A 21000-nucleotide genomic window follows, 5' to 3' on the forward strand; every position below is an offset into this window, starting at 1 on the left:
ATGGCAAAACCTATACAACTTAGCCCTAAAGATATGATTAATGCTTATTTGCTTTTTTTTGTGGTACACGGTGCTCAAATTGGGGTTGGTATACAGGGATTTCAACGCATTATCTATCAGGATGCTAGACAGGATGCATGGATTTCTGTTCTACTGGCTGGGATTGCCACACATCTTGTTACGTTTTGTATGATTAAAACGTTAGAAATTTACGGCTCTGAGGATCTATACGGAATTCAAATTGATATTTTTGGCAAATGGATTGGCAATTTTTTAAATGCAATTTATGTCATCTATTGCTCCGTGGCGTTCTTTTCTGTTTTACGAAATTATATTGAAGTTATACAAGCATGGATTTTTCCTAGCATCGAGACCTGGTTCCTGTCAGCAACTTTATTAATTATTATTATTTATGCCTTTACGGGAGGGCTTCGTGTCATTGTAGGCGTGTCTTTTTTTAGTATCATTCTCTCCTTATGGATTTTCCCAATGCTAGCATTTCCGATGAAATACGCTACAGTAGAAAGTCTTCTCCCTATTTTAGAAAATGATATTCGCTCCATTTTAAAAGGGGCACAATCAATGACCTTTACGATTATCGGCTTTGAAATTCTAAACGTGATTTACCCCTTTGTAAAAGACAAGAAAAAAATCAGAAAACCTGTTCATTTAGGACTATTAGCTACAACCATCATCTATTTAGCCGTGATGCTGGTGTCCATTGCTTATTACAGTGAGGGCAAGCTATTGAAAACGATATGGGCAACCTTGACATTATTTAGTTTTATTAGCTTCCCCTTTATGGAACGCTTTGAATTTGTAGCTGTTTGTTTTTGGATGCTAATCATTTTACCGAATCTATGTCTATACTTATGGGCTGCGTACCGCGGAGCAATTCGTTTATTCCCGATAAGTGAAAAGACATTTGTTTGGCTCTTTTCATTCATCGTTTTAATTGGAACATTATTGGTTCAAACACGGACACAGATTAATACAATTAACACGGTGTTTGGACAGATTGCTTTTTACGTAATCTTTGTCTACCCTATTTTACTTTGGCCAATAGCACGACTAAAGAAGAACTTCACATCAAAGAAGGTGAAAAAGAATGAACAAACTTAGAGGAAGATGGATGATTCTTCTATCCTTTGTTTTTTTATATGGATGTGCACAAACCAATATTTTGGATAAAGTTGGATTAACTACTTTAGTCGGCTATGATGTAGGAACAGAGGATAAAATAAAGACAACAGCTGTTATTCGTGAAGTAAATCCCGAATTTCAAAGCAATGTGGAAGTTCTGTCTACAGAAAACGATACGAGTAAAGGAAATCGGATGGAAGCCAATCGTAAGCTTTCGAAAAAAATCATGGTTGGTCAAATGAGAGTCATCCTATTTGGAGAGGAATTGGCAAAAAAAGACCTTCGCTATTATATTGATACAAACCTAGAAAATGCTAGTGTCAGCAATGGAATCTTTATGGCTATTGTGGAAGGTGAAACAGAAACATTACTGAAATACGAATATCAAAATATTGAGGATATTGGGCAGCATATTTTTAGGTTAATTGAACAAAATGTCAAGCAGGAATACATGATTTCCTCTACACTTCATCAAATTGCCCATGATTTCTATTCATCTGGAAAAGAATTTGCCATGCCTATTATTAAAAGAGATGACGAGCTGGTGGAATTAAGTGGGATAGCTCTTTTTAAAGGCAGCAAAATGGTCAGCACCCTTCCAGCAAAAGATAGCTTTTACGTAAAGATTGTCAGAGATACCTTTAAAGTAGGTTTATATGAAACCGTTCTGGAAAACGAAGATGTACCTTCCGAAATTCTTCAAAAGCCTGCCAATAAAATAACGGTAGCCTTTGATGCAATCCAGTCGAAACGAGAAATGAAGTTAGTTGATGCGGATACGCCAACATTTGACCTGAACGTCAAAATCAAATCAAGAGTATTAGAGGTGTACCCTGACATCAATCAAGGGGACCCCAAAAGTGTGGCGGCACTGGAAAAAGCAATCGAGAAAAAATTATCAAAGGAAATACGTAGAGTGATTGCTCATAGTCAGGAAGTTGAGTCTGATATCTTTGGCTTTGGTGAGAAATATCGAAGCGAAGTAAGACATTCTAAGCTAACAAAGGATAAATGGCAAAAAATATATAAAGACATGAAGGTAAATGTCCATGTTGATTTTACAATTTTAAGGGATGGTGTTTTTGAATAACTAGTGAAATGGTTGCCCTGTCATAACCGATAAAAAGTTTTGGAAAAAATGTTCATAATGAATATCAAAGGCAATACGATGCTTTTTTTCGCCATTATTATTTTCATAAGGTCTTGTCTCGGCAATACTTTGCCCCCTTGCAGGTCCTTCTAACTTGTCGACAACGGTTACAGGATAGGACTCATAAATAAACATGTCAGGATAAATGACTGCCATTAGTGTTAACGCATCATGCACGGGACTTCCTAGAAGTGAGGGGTCCCGTTCTTTATAAAAACGTGTATAGTATTCCATTAAGGGCTTTAGAATTTTTGTTTTGCCAAAGGAGTCAATATAGTCCACCATCCCAGGTGTGACAATGGCCTTTTGTGTCGCATTTAAAGGGATGATTGTCACATTCGTTGCATAGGTAAGCACAATATTAACGGCAAAGGGATCACCATGGAAATTCGCTTCAGCCACTGTCGTTACATTACCTGGCACCCAAAATGCTCCACCCATAATATAAAATTCCTTGATATTTTTCATAAGCTCTTTATAAAGGATAAGCATCGTGGCTAGTGAGGTTAATCGCCCAATATTAACAATAATTAGCTCATCATGCTTATACCTTTCAATAATGTTGACGATTTCAAAAAAGTTCTCAATTTTTAATTCGTGATTATCATTTGGGATGATGGGTCCAAGACCTCGTTCACCATGAATTTCTGGGTAATAGGTCGGCTGCTCTCCTGTTAAGGGTACTTCTGCTCCTAAGATCACAGGAATACCTTGAGGGAAGTCGAACAATTTCATGACATAATAAATATTGGATACCGCATCCTCTCGCGATACATTGCCATAATCTGCAACGAGTCCCACAATTTCTATTTCTTGATTAAGCCGTGCATAGATCAATGCCACCGTATCATCAATGCCAATATCCCCGAATAACAGCACTTTTTTTACCAAACCATGTCCTCCCTTTTACTACCATTACTGTTATCTTTATAGTAATCAAAGATGACACGAATTATGAATTTTTGTGGAAAAATTAGTGAGTAATTCTAGTCCAACGAAAGAAACCCATATGCCGAAGCACATGGGTTTGATGATTTAGTGATTTGATTGAAGGAACTGATAGACTGCCATCATTTCCTGCTTATTCAATTCGCGTATACGATTAAAAATAGGAATATTGGCAACGGCCTCAAGATGGGAGCCCTCTGTAACAACATCGCTTACAGTACCAGTTAGCCATGTTTCCACATCAATGCCATCAACGATTTGCTGGCGTCCCTCCTCATTAATGCCACTTGCGCCACAGCTTACACAGGGCACGGTTAACTTATGGACTCCATCATGCAGTCCATCTTCAGAGAGCACCTTTTTCCCTTTACAGAATGGACAGGAATGACTGGCTTTGACTTTATTGATTTGGGTTACGATTTTCTTGTAGCCAAATGCTTCATATACATATGTTAGTTTTTTATATTTACCATTTGTAAAATATTGATCGATGATGGTTTCTCTTGTCTCCTGTATATTGGCAAAATCACAGATGGTCACTTGATTTTTATGGCTGATGCGCTCTAGATTATCTTTGATTTTGGCCCAAAAAGGAAAAGCGTTTTGTAGTACGATTTCATAGCCGACAAAGCTTGCTAGCTCTAATTCCAGCATTTTTAGGGATACCTGTATTTCCCTTGGCAATAAGGAAACATCCTGTAGCAGTGACATGTCTCCGCCCACGATGGCTTTGATTTTTTCTAGTTGTGGTAAGTTGCCTACAATGTTGATGACTTCATCAAGCGGTTGGCGAATTACGTCACGAATATCTGTGTCCCCAAATCGTAATTTCTTTTGGTGGTTGAGCACAGTCCCATGACAAATTTGGCATGGTACCATTTCTCTTGTTTCCTTCATTTGCTCTTTAATAATGGATTTTGAAATCACGATATAACGACCAATGATAAAATTAAAGCCCTCCCACTTTTTCGAGGATTTCGTTGCCTTATCATAAAAGGACTTGTCCCAATAACCATATAAAAATGTATGCTTTTCTTCCTCAGTCATATCATGATAGCTTTTACTAATGTCCTGACCCAGCTCTATTTTAATCTGCTCAAAGAGAAATTCTAATTTAGAATGTTGATAGTATTTTAAAACCTCCATTATATCGGGATGTAGTAGGCCGTCCCAAAATGGCACGTTTTTGTCTTGTACCACAAGATCAAAATCGAATTTTTCAATTTCCAATCGTCCAGAGCAGCTAGGGCAATGATTTTCTTGGCTATAAAAATCGAAGCTTCTCGTATCCTTATTTGTTGGATGAGCAGCCACAATATGATTGATTAGGCCACCTATTTCATACAGGAAGCTATATTGGCTATATAAATGTCTTTCCAAATCAATGGCAACAACTGGGGCAATTTTGTTTGATTCATATTCACCGTAAATCAGACGAGCCATGGAAGATAAGCTTTTTAAGATGCCACCCTTATATATATTTTCCGCATTTTTGAAATAGCTAATATGGTTGTCTTCTAAGTATTGAATGCCCTGCCTTAATGCGAGTGTAGATGTGATTTGTAATGGAGTTGAACCCATTGAATGATTATCCTGATTAAAATAATCTTCATGGCTAACTACATTTAGATGTGTTACAGGCTCCTGCTGTCTTTTACCGAAGTCAACAACAAAATCAGAGCTTTCCAGCATATAGGCATTATGCTCAATCATGATGATGGAGATAGATTCATCCTCTAGGATGTCCCTGACACTATCGATGAATTGGTTTAAAATGTTCTGAGATAGCCCTTTAGAAGGCTCATCAAAAATAAATAATGTATGGGGATTACGAGCGTTGGCAAATAACTCTGAGACTAGATGCACACATTGGAATTCACCAGTCGATAGAGATTGCGTTTTTCTCTCAAGCGTTAAGTAGCCTAGTCCAAGCTTAATCAATAAGCTTAAGCGTTTATGTGCGATATCCTCATTAGGTAGTTCATCGATTATATCTTCAATCGAGCGTTGGAAAATATCATCAATGTCCTCACTATATTTTGTTAGTTTCTTTTTAATATCAAGGAATGTCGCGACAGTGGAACGACTCGTAATGGATTGGTTACGATCTTGCCCAACCATCACGAGTTTGTCCTTTGGATAGTGTTTGATAAAATCTTTAGCAATACACTCATTAACAAGCGTTGATTTCCCACAACCAGACTCTCCTGTAAAGGTAACAAGTCGATTTTGTGGAATGTCTATTGCATCCATTTGGATATTACGGCAATATAAATCTCCGAATTGATAATAGGATGTTGGTGCTGCTGGATTTCGTTCCCAATAAATAGGCTTTGGTCGTGGAGATTCTTCAACGATTTTTCCTCTGTATTTTCCACTACCTGGTCCAAAGAATAGATGCTCGTCTGCCGTGTCTAACACAGTATCAGAATGATCAATCAACCAAATTTGGTTTTTAGCGCCTAGCTGTTGTATTTGCTCTAAAATTTTTAGTAAGGTGTTATGGTCCAGACCCACAGAAATTTCATCAACAATAATCACGGTGTTTTCGCTTGTTGCCATGAATTCTGCTAAGTACAGCCTTGTTAATTCTCCACCTGATAAAGTCCCCATAATACGATTTAAGGTTAAGTAGCCAATATTCATTTGCATAATATTATGCAGAATATGCTGTTTTTCTTCACTGATATTTAATTCTTTTGATAAGGAATAGATGGCTTCTATACTTAAATGATGAATATCAGAAATACTATAGAGTTCATTCCATAAAGTGATTTTATACTGCTCCACTTCTGGACTATAGCGCTTACCCAAACATTTTTTACATTCTACATTTTTTGTCGTGCCTCGCCCCTTACATGCAGGACACCAACCTAACGCATTGTTAAAGGAAAACATCTCTGGCGATAGCTGAAACTCATCTGCCAGTCGATTACGAATTTCTTTAAAAACACCTGTATGTGTACCAATTGTGGAACGTGGATTGCTAGAGATTGAGGATTTTCCTAGAAAAAGTACAAGGGGCATGTCCTCCATTTTGATGGCACTGAAGTTCGTTTCCATAATGTTTGGAAACAAATATTGATATTCAGCCTTTGGCAATAAAGAAACAAGACGTTTTTTGGATTCTTCTCCAATCGTTTGACAAAATGTCGTCTTCCCTGAGCCAGATAAACCTGCTATGGCTAAAGATTGATCGTCGGATAAAACGACATCTAGACGGTTAATATTATTGGCAATTAGTTCATTAATTTTCATTTAGTTATCCTTCCATTTAAGAAAATTAAAAGATGGGACTGAACATGAAAGAACACAATTCTTGCTACGGAATTGCGCTCTTCTTGCTGTTATTTAATTTATTCTACGCTAATACTTTTTCAAGCTGTGCACTCATATTTGTCCAAGCATATTTTGCTCCCTCGATTGCACCTTGACGTGCCTTTGTTTCTTCGCTGAAGCCACCTTGATCAAGATGAAGCTGAGTCGTACCATCTGCTACCTGTGTTAATGTCCATGTAACTGTTGTTGTTTCGCCAGCACTTGTCCAAGTATAAGATAATTTGTGAGGCTCTTCCACTTCCAGTACCTCACAGTCTACAATACCGTCCCACCATTCATTTGGTTCAGCACGGAATTGGAATTTATGTCCTACGATTGGTTGGAAGTCATTGTTCCAGATCCATTTTGCTAGTGTATCTGAGTCTGTTAAAGCATGCCATACTTGTTCGATGGAACTTGTAAATTTAAAATCTAATGATACATCTGGTTTCATTTTTTTTCCTCCAATAATAGATGTAATTTCGCGATTCTTTCTTTCCAAAAACCTTCATAAAACGATACCCAATCTTGTATTTCTTTCAATGGAGCTGCATTCAATCGATATCTCGTCTCTCTACCTTCCTTGCGTGCAAGAACAAGGCCTGCATCTTTTAGAATGGCTAAATGTTTCGAGACAGCAGTACGCCCCATATCAAATTGAGCGGTTAATTCGTGAAGCGGTAACTCATCTACCTCTGCCAATAAACGGATCAACTTTCGTCTTGTTGGGTCAGCAATGGCTACATAAACGTCACGCTCTTGATGATTGTTATTCAAAACCACCACCCTTTCTAATAGGACACTGATTGGTGTCTTAATTATATGACACCAAATAGTGTCCAGTCAAATATTATTTTGGTCAAAGTGGTAGGAGTTCTATACCTACAAGGAAAACTAGCTGAAATACAAAAAGTACAGAGGAGGAGCCTATGTACTTTCGGGTAATTATTCATTTGTTAACTTCAGTTGTTATGGAGTCACGTAACAGAATAACAATACGCCTTAAAAGAAAAACCCTTATTGACATGAATTGCGCATCCCAATAAAGGTTTTCTGATGTGAATTTATGCTAGCTCTAAGGGTAAAAAGGCGTAGTCTCCATCTCTTATAACGGAACCTTTACGCACCGCAATTGACTGCTTGAATAGAGGGCCATCAATGACGGTCGTATGGAATTCGCCGCCTTCTCCGCATGGGTCAATGCTACGGGCTTCAAGCTCCTTTACATATTCAGGGGTAAGCACACGCCCTAAATCGTCCTCCGTCATGCCCAAGGATAGGTTGACCGTGACAATTATTGTAATAAATCCTAAGTGAATAAATTCATCGACAGCCTCACGATGGTTCATCTCCCACAATGGCATGCCTAGCTTTAAACCTACCTTTTTAGTGACTTTATCGTGCCAGCAGCCATGTGCAGGCATATCTAAGTCTCCTGTTACTAACACTTCAGCTCCCTGCTGCTTTGCCTTTACTAATAAACCTACAAATACTTCTTCATAATCCGCCCAGCTTGCTGCAGCAGTATAGACTGGCAGCCCAATAGAGTCAGCTTGTGCCTGGATAAGCGCAGGTGGCATCCCGTGGGACCTTGAACGTTTCCCTTCTTCCTCTAGCATCACTATGAGTCCCATTGCTTGGCCCACCTGTGATGCTTTATATAAAGCTAAAACACTATCCTTGCCACCACTAAATGAAGCAATAAATGTGCGATTTTGTGCATTCTGTTTCCAGCCAGTTGTGTTGGTCATTTCCTTGTCTCCTTTTACTGTTCATCAAGATATATGCTTCTAGCATCCTCGTCAAAAAACTCTATAATCGTAGGATAATTATTAAGGTTAATATTGGCCTCTTTCAATATCTTTTGCATAAAGATGGTATCGACAAAAATTTTATTGATAATCATCCTACCTATTGATGGTAAGTCATGGAAATACGCTATTAACTGAATAAGGTCATCAAAGTGAAAAGTCAAAATATAAGTGACATAATTCTGTAATAGCATACTAAAGCAATGCTCACGATAAGGATTCGATTGATGATGATCGAATAGAAAGCTATGAAGCAATTGATAGAATGCCTTATTATTTTGATTAAACATATGTAAAAAATCATCTACATTATTAATTAGATGTAGGTACTCTATGCCATCTTCAAAAGGCATAACGAGTCTATTTGATTTTCCTTCGATGCTTCTCAAAAGTTCGATTGTCAGCTTCTTGCAAGCATTTATCTCATGTGGTGTTAATAATGCTCTGTCATGCTTATGCTGACAAATATAATCATGATAATGAGAAAAATATTGCTCCATATTGATATTCGTTTTAGCATGAATTAATGTTCCTTCTTTGAACGAAAAAGCATAAAGTGTTTCCTCGTTCACTGGATGGCTATACAGATAGAAAAAGAATAAAAAGTCCTTTAACTGTTGTTTCTGCTCTTTGCTGAGTATCGTAACATGCTCTAAATGAGCAAGTTGAAAGAAGCAATAGTTTTTCATAAAATCATTCATTTTGTTATACGGGTTCCGTGGAATTATTCTAGTCGTTGCATTTATTGTGTAGAGCAAATAATAGCAAACTTGCTCATCATAAACATCTAGCTGCTTGAAACAAGATGTAAGCATAGGCTGCCAGTCTGGCTTTTGAACATAATGAGGATTTTGTGGTTGAAATGCCTCTGCCCATTCCAAAAATGTCCCCTGTTCGCGATCAATAAAAAAGAGCTCTGCGCTAGTATCTTCTAATAAAACATATTCGAAGTCCTTCATTTGAACAGCTGGTAAACCCCGATTAAACTTGATATTTAGGTAGTGATCAAATACTTCTTGTAATACTGTCATTCATATCCCCATTTCTTTAGGATTTTTCAGAAGCGAACGTCCCTTTATTTTATCACAATCATGATGAGAACTTGGCGATAGATGCTAAGGTGGAACACCATTATGAGTGATTAAGACAGCTCGTTGGATCAATGCCTATTTGGAGGTTATCTGGAGGAGCCATGGAGAAACAAGAGTGAGAATTTTGACTATCTAAATGGAAATAAAGTCTTTTTAGCAGAACATCAAAAACCCGAACTAAATTATAAAACAACCTAGTGTGCTTCATAATTGTTCGGGCGTTCTGTTCATGCTTTGTTAATTAATAAGCTTGTGCAAACCAAACTGTATGTTTTGCTTCGTTTCCACAGCCAATACATGTGGTTTTCGTTGTTGGTGGATTGAAAGGAATATTGCGAGATGTGTATTTCGTTTCTTCCTTTACTTTTTCCTCACATGCATCCTCGCCACACCAGCCAGCAAGCACCCAGCCTGGAATTGTGCCATTGTCTTTTGCTGTGTCAATGTGCTGCTGTAATTGTGGAAGTGTGTCAATTGTTGTGTGAGCATTTGCTTCACGGAATTGACGAGCTTTTTCTAATAAGCGCGTTTGCATGGTTGTTAATTCTTCTTCAATAGCTGTGATGATTGTAGCTAAATCAACAGTTCGTTTTTCTTCTTCATCACGCGCTTTCAGTAAAGCTTGCTTGTTTTCTAGGTCACGTGGCCCTAATTCAACACGCACAGGCACGCCCTTTAGCTCCCATTCATTGAACTTATAGCCTGGCGATTGGTCTGAATCATCCAAACGTACTCGAATACCCTTCGCTTTTAAGGCTGCAAAAATCTCATCTAAATGCTCCATGATTTGAGGGTTCTTTTTCCATGGTCCTACTGGAATTAAAACGACTTGCGTTGGTGCGATGCGTGGAGGTAAAACAAGTCCCTGCTCATCGCCATGCACCATAATAACTGAACCAATTAAGCGTGTAGATGTACCCCAAGATGTTGTGTGTACGTATTCGTGCTGGTTCGCTTTATTTAAATACTTGATATTAAAGGCTTCAGCAAATTTTGTTCCTAAATAATGCGATGTTCCTGCTTGCACAGCCTTGCCATTTTTCATCATTGCCTCAATAGAGTACGTATCGACAGCCCCTGCGAAACGTTCAGAAGGTGTTTTTTGTCCATCATAGACAGGAATTGCTAGCACCTGTTCTACTACTTCTTTATAAATGTCTAGCATTTGCATTGTTTCCTGCCGAGCATCTGCTTCATCCACGTGCGCTGTATGCCCTTCTTGCCATAAAAATTCTGATGTCCGGATAAAAGGCAGTGTTTTTTTTTCCCAACGGAAGACATTTGCCCATTGGTTGATTAGCACTGGTAGGTCACGGTAGCTTTTAATCCAATTAGAGTAAAGATGACCAATCATCGTCTCAGATGTTGGACGAAGGGCTAGCCGTTCTTCTAATTGTTCCCCTGCTGCCTCGGTTACCCAAGGAAGCTCAGGTGAGAAACCTTCGATATGATCCTTTTCCTTTTGAAAGAAGGATTCAGGGATAAGCATTGGGAAATAGGCATTACGATGTCCTGTCTCTTTAAAGCGACGATCCATTTCCTCCTGAATATGCTCCCAAATTTCATAGCCGTCTGGCTTAAAGGCGATACAGCCTCGAACAGGTGTATAATCCATTAAATCGGCTTTTTGGATGGTCTCGATATACCATTTCGAAAAATCTTCTAGTTGTTTTGACATGTTTTCTCCTCCAATTTTGTTAAATGAATACTTGTTCAACCCGTCTGAAGATTTAGCTGAAGCAAGAAAAAAAGCACAAAGCTGTCCTCTGAATAAGGACGTCTTTGTGCTGGAATGACGTGGTACCACCTTGATTTAGCTTTACGTAGATTATAAAGCCCTCTCACGTTTGGTAACGAAAACGACTCGGTTATGTTTGCATAACATCTCCGTGGTAGGTGTTCAGTCAAGAAGCGGTGATATAGCTCTCAGCAGGTGCTATATTTTCTGTTTCACAATTCTTACTTACTTGGCCACATCATCAAATGGTTTATCATGTTAACAGTTTTACTTTATCCCACTTTAGCAAAATCATTCAGGAATAGCAATTAATAACTGGGTTTATTTGTGACAGTATTAACAATGAGATTCGTAAAATCTTCTACAGATAAAGGCTTACTAAAATAATAGCCCTGCACATACTCACATCCATGCTCACGCAGAACATTTAATTCAGCTTCCTCCTCTACACCTTCAGCTACTACTTGGAGGTTTAAGGCATGTGCTAATGAAATCATGGCTGAAATCATAGCGATTCCAGACTTCTCAGGTACGATATCACGGACAAAGGCACGATCAATTTTAAGTACATCCACTGGGAATTTTTTTAAATAATTTAACGATGAATAGCCTGTCCCGAAATCATCTAATGAAATAGTTATACCTAGTTCTCGTAATTGCTTGATAGTATCAATTAAATCTTCCGTATAATCAAGCATACTCATCTCGGTAATTTCAATTTCTAATAAATTAGGGTCAATGCCTGTTTCTGCAATGACACTACGCACCATATCTACAAAGCCACCTGTACTAATATGAATTGGTGAAATATTTACAGCTACCCGCAATGATAAATCATGTGATTCATTCCACTGACGAGCTTGAGCACAGGCTTTACGTAAAACCCATACACCAATATCATTAATCAATCCACAATCCTCTGCAAATGGAATAAAACGATCTGGCGGAATATGACCTAATTCAGGGTCATACCAGCGTAGCAATGCCTCCATACCAATAACAGAATCCGTTTTTAAGTCGATCTTAGGCTGATAATGTAATTCTAGACGATCTTGCTTTAATGCTTGATGTAATTTCGTTTCCAGCAAAAGCCATTTATCATTGGCCTCGTCCATATTATCACGATATAGTCGATATTGATTACCTCGTGTAGATTTTGCAGCATACATAGCAATATCCGCATTTTTCAATAATTCTTCCACAGAGTTTGCATGATCTGGGAATACACTGATGCCGATACTAATACTCGCATAAAATTCATAGGTATCGACAATAAAGCTTTCATTGAAGACGCCAATAATTTCCTTAGCCATTTCATCAATGCGATTGACATCATTTAGAATCATGACAAATTCATCGCTATTGTGGCGATAAAAAGAATTCGAAGTATGATCAATATTGCGCAGACGATTGGACATTTCCACTAAAAACATATCACCAATAATATGACCAAGTCCGTCGTTAATGTGTTTGAAACGATTCACATCAATGAAAAATAACGCAAACTTCTCTCCTGTACGTCGAGATTGATGAAATTCATTTTCTAAACGCTGTTCTAATTTGCGACGATTTGGTAGCCCTGTTAGTTCATCGTGATAGGCAATATGAGTAATTTTTTTAATGTCCTTTTGCGCTGTAATATCTACGCGAATGGCAATATATTGATAAGGCTTTCCTCGTTCATCTAGGAACGGAAAAATCGTTGTTTTCACCCAATATAAACTGCCATCCTTTGCACGATTGCACACCTCGCCATTCCACATATCGCCATTACCGATTGTTTTCCACATCTCTCTAAAGAAAGATTTGGGATGAAAGCCTGAATTTAGTAAACGGTGATCTTGACCAACTAATTCTTCACGCGTATACTTCGAAATTTTACAAAAATGATCATTAACAAAAGTAATTTTTCCGGTACGATCTGTAATCGCTACAATGATGGAACTATTCATGGCGGAAAAGATATCTTGTAATTCTTTTAGACTGTAGTTCATTTGATTAACACTACTAGGCGTGATATTCATCATTTTCATTCTCCATTCATTAAAATATGAAGGGTTTGGTACTTTTGCTTTATCTTACAGCGAGGTATAAAGTTGTGGTATATCGCCCTTTTTTATGTAATTATATTATAGTCTTAGAAAAGCAGTTAATTCAACCCAAATCTCAAAAACATTCAAAGCTGCATTTGATAGTTTTTAATAAAATAGACAAAAATTAGTGGATATAACCTCCTTGTAATTGTCTAAATATATTGTTATTCAATACTTTTGAACTATATTAAATAGTTTATTTAGGCTATTTATCTTTTTAAAACAAAATATAAAAGTTTTATATAATATGTTTGAGTGTCTTGTAAAATTTTTGTTAAAGTAAAATGCCTTACTGTCCCACATAGGAAGTAAGGCATTTTATATGTTAAGAGACCTCATATTCTATTGAACCCCCTATTGATTTCGCCTGCATGTTGTAGGCATCTAATTGCTCTTGGGATAAACTTGAAATGTAATAGTGAAAATTAATAGGCTCTAGCCCATGCTCCTCACATACTTGACGATAAAATTCATAACCTTCTCGATAATCTGTCATCCTCATAACTTCCTTTCACATTCCCTATTTTACGTCTGATTTTTTGTTATATAACAGAAATATTATTTGTTTAAAAATATATAACAGACTACTGTACTTGTCAATGAATTATCTGAAATTTCTTGCTGAAATCACGAAAGCCCAGACCATTTTATTTAGTATGGCTGGGCTTTTCATAAAATATTCACGGCGGCTTCCGTCATAATCACTCCTTTTAAATTCCTAATTGTTTTGCTTGCATATTGTAAGCCGAAAGTTGTTGCTGTGATAATTGTAATACATAGTAACGGAAAGAAATTGGCTCCAATCCATAGCGCTCACACATTTCACAATAAAATTCATAACCATCACGATACTTTGACATTTAAATTTCCTCCTCTAACTAAATCTGTTTTATAACAGTTGTTATTATTTTTATTTAATATATAACAGATTATGTAGCACGTCAAGAGATTATAACAGAAAAATTGAATAACAATAAAAGGAATTTAGCTCGTCTCCTGTGCCAAATTCCTTTCATATATGTTATTCTCTAACGATTTCTTGTAATTGCTTGATATGACGCTGCTCGTGCATATAGACCATTTCAATCCATTGGTCGAGTGGTAATTCTCCTAAGGCTGGGTGCTTCACAGCGCGCTTAGTTAATGCTTCAGGTTCCTCGATTGTTTGCAAAAAGGCGAGGAGGTTCTTTCTTGTTGTAGCTAGTAAATCCAGCATCGCTTGAACAGTGAAAGGCTCTTCTGCTGGCTCTACAATAGGCGGTGCTTGGAACTTTCTTGTTCGATCTAAGATGAGCTGAACATTTTTTCGAGCGGGTGTTGACTGTTCCTCTGCCTTTAATCCCCATGTAATGGCTTTCTTTGTTGCTTCCTCTACTAATACGAGATGATGACAGATTTGTGCCACACTCCAGCTTTGTGCATCTGGTTTCTTATTAAAGGTTGTATCGTCCAATAAGTGAATTTCCTGAAGCAATTGTGTTCTTGTGGTATCGAGATGTTCTTTGACGTTTGACATCCTTGGCTCCCCTTTCATTAGGTCTTCTACTATATATTCGATATGGAGAGGGGAAAATCATCTTTCACGAACAATATTAAATGGATTATTCTCTAAAACATGCTGTAGCTGCTCATCTTCAATATGTGTATAAATTTGCGTGGTTGCGACGCTAGAATGCCCTAAAATGTGCTGCAAACTACGGATATCTGCCCCTGCTTTATACATCATCGTTGCGGATGTATGGCGTAGCTTGTGTGGTGTAAGTCGTTCTTTTTGAAGACCTGACTGCTGATTAATGCGTTTAACGATTTTGGCAACGGTTTGACGTGTAAAGTGTGTTCCCTTCTGAGACACAAATAGTGGCTCCTCGCCTTCGCCTTTATAGGGTGTCTTCCCACTGTTTTCATAGTCAGCAAGTGCCTGCATACAGCTATCATTTAAATAGACTGTGCGCTCTTTGTTGCCCTTCCCAATTACCGTTAAATAACGTCCTTGAATGGATGTCTTATTAAGCTGACATAGCTCGGTGACACGTATTCCTAAATTTAAGAAAAACATCATCATGCAATAATTTCTCGGGGATGCCTGATTGCTTTTAATCCCATCTATAAATTGTGTAGCTTCTTGTAGGTTCATATAAATGGGTCGTTTTCTGCCTATCTTTGGTGTCTCTAATTCATCTGCAGGATTTTCCTCGATAAGTCGACGTTTGCCTTTTAAATATTTAAAAAAGGATTTTAATGTGGCCACTTTTCGTGCTCGTGCAGCAGCTGAATTGCCTCGCTGTACTTCGCAATATTCCATGAATAAATAAAGATCCTCTAATGTCATTTCGCGTATTTCTTCTATTGTAATAGTGCCAATATCAATGGCGGATAAATTCTCTATATCCAAATCCTCCTGGACAGCTTTGTGGAAGCGGAAAAATAAGGTCAGGTCATATTCATATTCTTTTCTTGTGCGCTGAGACTTTCCTTTGATGGTTGTTAAATAGACAAGAAAATCCTTCATAAATTTTGGTTGTTTTGTTTTTTGCATGCTCATCACCTCTATTTGCTCTATTTTACCATGAAAAAACGTTCCCAAATATAAATTTGGGAACTTTATTGAAAAAAATGCCCTTTTTCGCACACAAGAACAAACGTTCTGTTCGAAGGTAATAAAAAAACCCCTTTTTAAAAAGAGGATTTTTGTTACAACTATTTTGTGACAGTTATAGGATTTTAGGCATAAAGTTCTCGGTAAATGAATATTAAAATCTAGTAGACTTTATTTGCTGTGTGAGACGCTTCGAAAAAACAATAGATGGGTAACTGTCCATGTTGATTCGTCTCACAACGCGCATGGGATTATTTTACAAAAACTGAATAATTCCCATCCTCTTGTTTTGTTAGTGACCAGTTTGTCGATAACATTTGCTGAAGTCTTGTGACTGTTTCCTCATCACACGTTAAATGCTGGATACCTGTTTCTAATAGTTGGTAATCCTTCCCTTCTTCTAATTGAAAGCGTAGCTGCAATAAACGTTGGATGCCTGGTAATGTTACATACTTGATTCGATAATGGCCATGGTATGCCTTTAAGAACTGTTGTTCCCCTTCCTGATATAGAGCCATTGTCTCGCTAAATTCATAGTTTGGCACTTGTTCTTGCCAAGCTGATACATCCCCCGAACGCAAAGCTCGTAAAATTTCCTCGTCTGATAAATTTAATTTGGATAGTTTATCTAATTCATACGCTTGCATTAAATTAATGATGGTCATGGTTGTTAGCTCCTTTTATGTATTTATTCACAGTGTAACATGTTTTCACTACTACTTGAATTCGGAGGCGATCCATATGATGAATTTATATGATTCTAGTCTGTTTTTCGATGAAATGTTTGATGGCAATAAGCCAAAGCCTCATTATCGATCTTTTCATCATAAGCTAACCTTTTTTTCGCGGGAGCAACTTGAAGAAAAATACCGACAAGCGCAGGCGAGCTTTCTCAGACAAGGAATTACTTTTACGGTATATGGTGCACAAGATGGAACAGAACGTACCATGCCTTTTGATTGTGTCCCAATTATTATTCCTCAAACCAAATGGGCCATGATTGAAGCAGGTGTCAAGCAGCGCGTGGAGGCACTCAACAAATTTTTACAGGATGTTTATGGACAGCAAAAGATCTTTCAGGACGGTCTTATTCCGAGGCAGCTTGTTGAAAATAATCCATATTTCAAACCAACCATGAGAGGACTTCAAGTACCAATTGCGAATCATATATTTTTAGCAGGGATTGATTTAATTCGGGATGAAAAAGGTGATTATCATGTACTCGAAGATAATTTACGCAACCCTTCCGGCATTTCCTATGTCTTTGAAAATCGGGATGTGATGAAGGAAGTATACCCTGAATTTTTCTCCAAGCATACGATTCGACCTCTTGATAAACAAATGGCTTATATGAAAAAAGCACTTCTTGCCCATCGTCCACCTTCCATGCAAGCAGAAAGAGAGCCTAAAGCTGTACTTCTGACAGCAGGCATGTACAATTCTGCTTATTACGATCATGTTTTTTTAGCCCAGCATTTAAACATCCAGCTCGTCGAGGGCCGTGATTTAGTTGTACAGGATTTGAAGGTCTATATGAAAACCATTTATGGCCTACAGCAAATCGATATTATTTATCGGCGGATTGATGATGACTTTCTAGATCCTACTGTCTTTCGTGAGGATTCTTTATTAGGTGTTCCACATTTAATGGCTGCTTATCAAGCAGGTCATGTATCCATCCTGAATGCTGTTGGGAATGGAGTGGCAGATGATAAAGCAATGTATGCCTATGTGCCTGAGATGATTCGCTATTATTTACAGGAAGAACCTATTCTACCGAATGTGAAAACCTATCATCTAGGAGATGACAGTCAGCGTGAATGGGTGCTAGAGCATATACACGAGCTCGTTATTAAAAATGTAGGAGCCTCTGGTGGCTATGACATGTTAATTGGTCCACATGCGAGTAAGGAAGAGATTGCTTTATTTAAGCAAAAAATTGTTGAACAGCCCTATCAATACATTGCACAACCAACGATTAAATTGTCCAGAGCACCTGCCTTCCAGAATGGGCGATTTTATCCTTGCCATGTTGATTTACGTGTCTATGTCATGAAGGGTGAGGATTGCTATGTGTTGCCTGGTGGATTATCCAGAGTGGCACTACAAGAAGGGTCTCTTGTGGTGAATTCCTCTCAAGGGGGCGGTGCAAAGGATACGTGGATTTTAAAGGAGGAATTGCAGCATGCTAAGTCGAGTAGCCGACGCGTTGTACTGGATGGCACGTTATAGTGAACGTACACAAACAAATGCACATATATTACAGGTACAGCTGTTGAATATGTTGGAGCAATCTGGGCAAGAACATGATTATATTGATCATTGGGAGGCTGTTTTAAATATTTGTGCCTCTAAGGAGGAGTATTTAGCAAATTACACAACGATTCGTGTTAACCCTTTGATTGATTATCTTCTGTTTTCTGAGAAAAATGGCAATGCCCTTCATGCCACATTGCGTGCTATTCGGGAAAATGCACGAGTTACACGTGATAGTATGCCAACGGAACTTTGGGAAATTCAAAATTCCTTTTATTTAACAAAGCAACAGTCCATACTAAAAAGAGAACGACCGATTCCACTCATTGCCCTTCAAGATTTTTTACAGGATGTACGAAAGACTTTATGGATGGAGACAGGGTTAATTGAGGGCTCGATGGATCGCGATCTTCCCTTCTATTTTATGCAGGTCGGCAAATGGCTTGAACGAGCAGAAAAAACCATTCGGATGATCGTGATAATCGTAGAACAACAGCAGCGAACAGGTACGTCACTGTTAGAGGATGATGGTACCTTTTTATTGGATCTTTCCGCAGCTAGAGAATCTTTCATGCGGAAGCATCGCCAGACCAATTTACTAACGGTCATTCGGTATTTAGTCCAAGATGCGCATTTCCCATGTTCTGTGATGTTCTGTGTAAAGAAAATAGAAGAAGCCATAACGGCTATTGAACATGATTCTTTATCCCCACGATTTTTAACGCTTCAGTCGGATATTAGTAGCCTGGTTCTTGCAATCGATCATATCGATTTTTGGCAAATGACTATTGAGGAAACCCTAAAAATGATGGAGGAAAGATTGTCTCAATGTATGGCTTTTAGTGATGCCTTTTCGACAATCTATCATTTATATGAACCCAGCGTACAACCTTGAAAGGAATTCACCACAGCTCCCTTTCAACAGGCAAGTCAGTAAGCAGAAGGAAGCGGACACGATGAAATTTGAAATTCAGCATACAAATATTTTTCAATATGAGTCTGAAGTCGATCAAAGCTTGAATACTATTCGTTTAAAGCCACGTAGCGATGAGCGTCAGCGATTATTATCTTATCGAATTGCCATAACGCCATCCTCCCTAACCCGTGAGCATACGGATATTTGGGGCAATACTGTTGGTTCCTTTTATATACCAGAGCAACATCAAATACTAGAAATTCATACATCTTCAATTGTAAGTATTCAGCGTGCACCATTTATTCATCGTATTCAATATTCGCCAGAAATGCAGACCATCTTTCACTCACAGCTATTCTATGAGCATTATTTACCGTATTTAAAAGCAACACATTTTACATTTATGACAGAGCAGCAGCTAGAGGAAGTTTATCATGCGATCGGTCATGCTGAAAATCCTGTGCTCTTTTCGCTTAATTTAATGCAGTATTTATATTCTAGCTTTGAGTATGACCCGACAGCGACCAATGTAACTACAATAGCAAGTGAGGCATTTGCATTAAAACGGGGTGTTTGTCAGGATTTCACCCATGTCATGCTTGCTGTTTTACGGGCGAAAGGAATACCAGCTCGCTATGTCAGTGGCTATCTATATGTCGATGAAAACTCAGCCCTCATCGGAGATATCGCTACACATGCCTGGGTAGAAGTCATGATTCCAGGTATTGGCTGGATCGGTCTTGATCCCACAAATAATGTGGAAGTATTAGAAAACCATATTATTTTATGTATTGGACGCGATTATAGTGACATTAGCCCTGTGGAAGGGGTATATACAGGAGGCAAGCATGATTTAACAGTCAAAGTAAATGTCAAAGCATTGAATCATTTATAAAAGGCGTGCAGTAATGGTGATAAATCGCGATTACTGCACGCTTTTATTCTAGGCGCTGCTGTCTTTCTGTTAGCACCCATTTCCGTACATAGCCCATTTCTTGTTGAATGTGCTCCAGCGTTTTTTCCTGTTGAAACGCCCGTTGCATCACAGTATAACGCAAGTCAGTGGCTCTTACATTCTTCCCTATATCTTGTGACATCGTTTGAAAAATGCGTTCAACTGTTTTCGTAGTAATCGGCTTCGCTAAACTTGCCTCGCTTACCCAAACCCATTCCCCTACCTCTTGCTCATGTAAATTGGTCGTCTCTTTTTTATACTGTGCGAGCATGTCCATGAGGATCGGTGAACACTTTATTTCTCGACGTCCATTTCGGTTGGCTATAAAAAGAGTCGCTTTTTCTTCATTAAAGTGTGTCCATTTCATGCGAACGAGCTCGGCAGGCTTACAACCTGTTTCCATCAACACTTGAACGATACAGCCATTGCGTCTTGCCAGCCATGCATGCTCCTTTGTTTTAGCATATTGAAAATAGGTGGGCCATACGTTTGCAATTTGCATGATCTGCTTATTTGTCAGTGCTTGCAGTGTCTCTTTTTGTCTTTTTTTCGGCTGTAAAAGATGCTGATAATCAAAAGGCTCCACCCATTCTCGTAAAAAAATAAAGTCTACAAAGCCTCGTAATGTCGCTATTTTATGGTTAAAAGTATTGATATTACTGTAGGTTTCCTTTAAATAGTCGCAGTAGAGCTGTAATAAATTTTTCAATTGATGATCTACATACAAGTAGTTTTGCTTATGGGCGAAAGTTAAAAATTGCTGTCCATCCATATTGTATTGTTTTTTTGTGGCAGGACTTTTTTTCAAAGATTGTAGCAATAAATAGTAGCTATTCCATGCGTCCCTGAGTGTAATCAAATCGTCCCTCCTTGTCTACTTTGCGTGAGTTATTTATATTTTACTATATTTTGGGTGCGTAGGTTCAACTGCATTTTATCATATTGTAATGTCGGATAATCTGTATTTCTATAACAGGAACCCGCT

Annotated in this window: 19 protein-coding genes; 5 read left to right on the forward strand and 14 right to left on the reverse strand. The window is 38.1% G+C overall.

The genetic code is table 11. The features are described from left to right. Window positions 1-1122 carry a GerAB/ArcD/ProY family transporter gene (locus VK91_RS11415; RefSeq protein ID WP_048392806.1) on the forward strand — a complete coding sequence of 374 codons (1122 nt, stop codon included), beginning with the start codon at window positions 1-3 and terminating at the stop codon, window positions 1120-1122. Next, on the forward strand, window positions 1109-2233 hold the full coding sequence (locus tag VK91_RS11420; RefSeq protein ID WP_048392808.1) for a Ger(x)C family spore germination protein: 1125 nt from the start codon (window positions 1109-1111) through the stop codon (window positions 2231-2233). Before VK91_RS11415 ends, VK91_RS11420 begins: the two co-directional genes overlap by 14 nt. On the opposite strand, the gene VK91_RS11425 is transcribed toward VK91_RS11420, so the two are convergent. The 13 genes from VK91_RS11425 to VK91_RS11485 all read right to left on the reverse strand — a co-directional run bounded on the left by VK91_RS11425 (window position 2234) and on the right by VK91_RS11485 (window position 16553). Beyond that, window positions 2234-3184 (reverse strand): nucleoside hydrolase, encoded by a 951-nt coding sequence (locus VK91_RS11425; RefSeq protein ID WP_048392810.1) that lies wholly within the window; start codon window positions 3182-3184, stop codon window positions 2234-2236. It lies immediately after the preceding gene. 144 nt (window positions 3185-3328) lie between these two features. Further along, window positions 3329-6499, reverse strand: coding sequence for an ATP-binding cassette domain-containing protein (locus VK91_RS11430; protein ID WP_048392812.1), 3171 nt, complete (start codon window positions 6497-6499; stop codon window positions 3329-3331). Window positions 6500-6602: 103 nt separating this feature from the next. Continuing rightward, window positions 6603-7013, reverse strand: a complete 411-nt coding sequence (locus VK91_RS11435; protein WP_048392814.1) for an SRPBCC domain-containing protein — start codon at window positions 7011-7013, stop codon at window positions 6603-6605. Then, complete coding sequence (locus VK91_RS11440; RefSeq protein WP_048392816.1) at window positions 7010-7336, reverse strand: helix-turn-helix transcriptional regulator; 327 nt, start codon at window positions 7334-7336, stop codon at window positions 7010-7012. Before VK91_RS11440 ends, VK91_RS11435 begins: the two co-directional genes overlap by 4 nt. Before the next feature lie 287 nt (window positions 7337-7623). Beyond that, a complete protein-coding gene (locus tag VK91_RS11445) occupies window positions 7624-8310 on the reverse strand; it encodes a diphthine--ammonia ligase (protein WP_048392819.1) in 687 nt (228 codons plus the stop codon). Between the two features lie 14 nt (window positions 8311-8324). Beyond that, window positions 8325-9401, reverse strand: coding sequence for a hypothetical protein (locus VK91_RS11450; protein WP_048392821.1), 1077 nt, complete (start codon window positions 9399-9401; stop codon window positions 8325-8327). Window positions 9402-9702: 301 nt separating this feature from the next. Then, the gene (gene proS, locus VK91_RS11455) at window positions 9703-11139 is read right to left on the reverse strand and encodes a proline--tRNA ligase (RefSeq protein ID WP_048392823.1); all 1437 of its coding nucleotides are present in this window, start codon (window positions 11137-11139) and stop codon (window positions 9703-9705) included. A 368-nt stretch (window positions 11140-11507) separates the two neighbouring features. After that, window positions 11508-13226 carry a bifunctional diguanylate cyclase/phosphodiesterase gene (locus tag VK91_RS11460; protein WP_048392825.1) on the reverse strand — a complete coding sequence of 573 codons (1719 nt, stop codon included), beginning with the start codon at window positions 13224-13226 and terminating at the stop codon, window positions 11508-11510. A gap of 391 nt (window positions 13227-13617) precedes the next feature. Beyond that, window positions 13618-13788, reverse strand: coding sequence for a hypothetical protein (locus tag VK91_RS11465; protein ID WP_048392829.1), 171 nt, complete (start codon window positions 13786-13788; stop codon window positions 13618-13620). 214 nt (window positions 13789-14002) lie between these two features. Beyond that, complete coding sequence (locus VK91_RS11470) at window positions 14003-14152, reverse strand: hypothetical protein (protein WP_004230023.1); 150 nt, start codon at window positions 14150-14152, stop codon at window positions 14003-14005. Window positions 14153-14313: 161 nt separating this feature from the next. Further along, window positions 14314-14808 carry a DinB family protein gene (locus VK91_RS11475; protein WP_048392831.1) on the reverse strand — a complete coding sequence of 165 codons (495 nt, stop codon included), beginning with the start codon at window positions 14806-14808 and terminating at the stop codon, window positions 14314-14316. A 57-nt stretch (window positions 14809-14865) separates the two neighbouring features. Next, complete coding sequence (locus VK91_RS11480) at window positions 14866-15828, reverse strand: tyrosine recombinase XerC (protein ID WP_048392833.1); 963 nt, start codon at window positions 15826-15828, stop codon at window positions 14866-14868. Window positions 15829-16139: 311 nt separating this feature from the next. Further along, window positions 16140-16553: a hypothetical protein gene (locus tag VK91_RS11485; protein WP_048392836.1), complete on the reverse strand. Its 414-nt coding sequence runs from the start codon at window positions 16551-16553 to the stop codon at window positions 16140-16142. A gap of 76 nt (window positions 16554-16629) precedes the next feature. Here VK91_RS11485 and VK91_RS11490 point away from each other — a divergent pair, with 76 nt between their 5' ends. From VK91_RS11490 to VK91_RS11500, 3 genes are all read left to right on the forward strand, one after another. Beyond that, window positions 16630-18120 (forward strand): circularly permuted type 2 ATP-grasp protein, encoded by a 1491-nt coding sequence (locus VK91_RS11490; RefSeq protein WP_048392838.1) that lies wholly within the window; start codon window positions 16630-16632, stop codon window positions 18118-18120. Further along, window positions 18074-19039 carry an alpha-E domain-containing protein gene (locus tag VK91_RS11495; protein ID WP_082148144.1) on the forward strand — a complete coding sequence of 322 codons (966 nt, stop codon included), beginning with the start codon at window positions 18074-18076 and terminating at the stop codon, window positions 19037-19039. Before VK91_RS11490 ends, VK91_RS11495 begins: the two co-directional genes overlap by 47 nt. Before the next feature lie 61 nt (window positions 19040-19100). After that, a complete protein-coding gene (locus tag VK91_RS11500) occupies window positions 19101-19955 on the forward strand; it encodes a transglutaminase family protein (protein WP_048392841.1) in 855 nt (284 codons plus the stop codon). Between the two features lie 43 nt (window positions 19956-19998). On the opposite strand, the gene VK91_RS11505 is transcribed toward VK91_RS11500, so the two are convergent. Then, window positions 19999-20874, reverse strand: a complete 876-nt coding sequence (locus tag VK91_RS11505) for a site-specific integrase (RefSeq protein WP_048392844.1) — start codon at window positions 20872-20874, stop codon at window positions 19999-20001. Window positions 20875-21000 lie beyond the last annotated feature (126 nt).

The organism is Lysinibacillus sp. LK3, assembly GCF_001043675.1.
Lineage (GTDB): Bacteria > Bacillota > Bacilli > Bacillales_A > Planococcaceae > Lysinibacillus > Lysinibacillus capsici.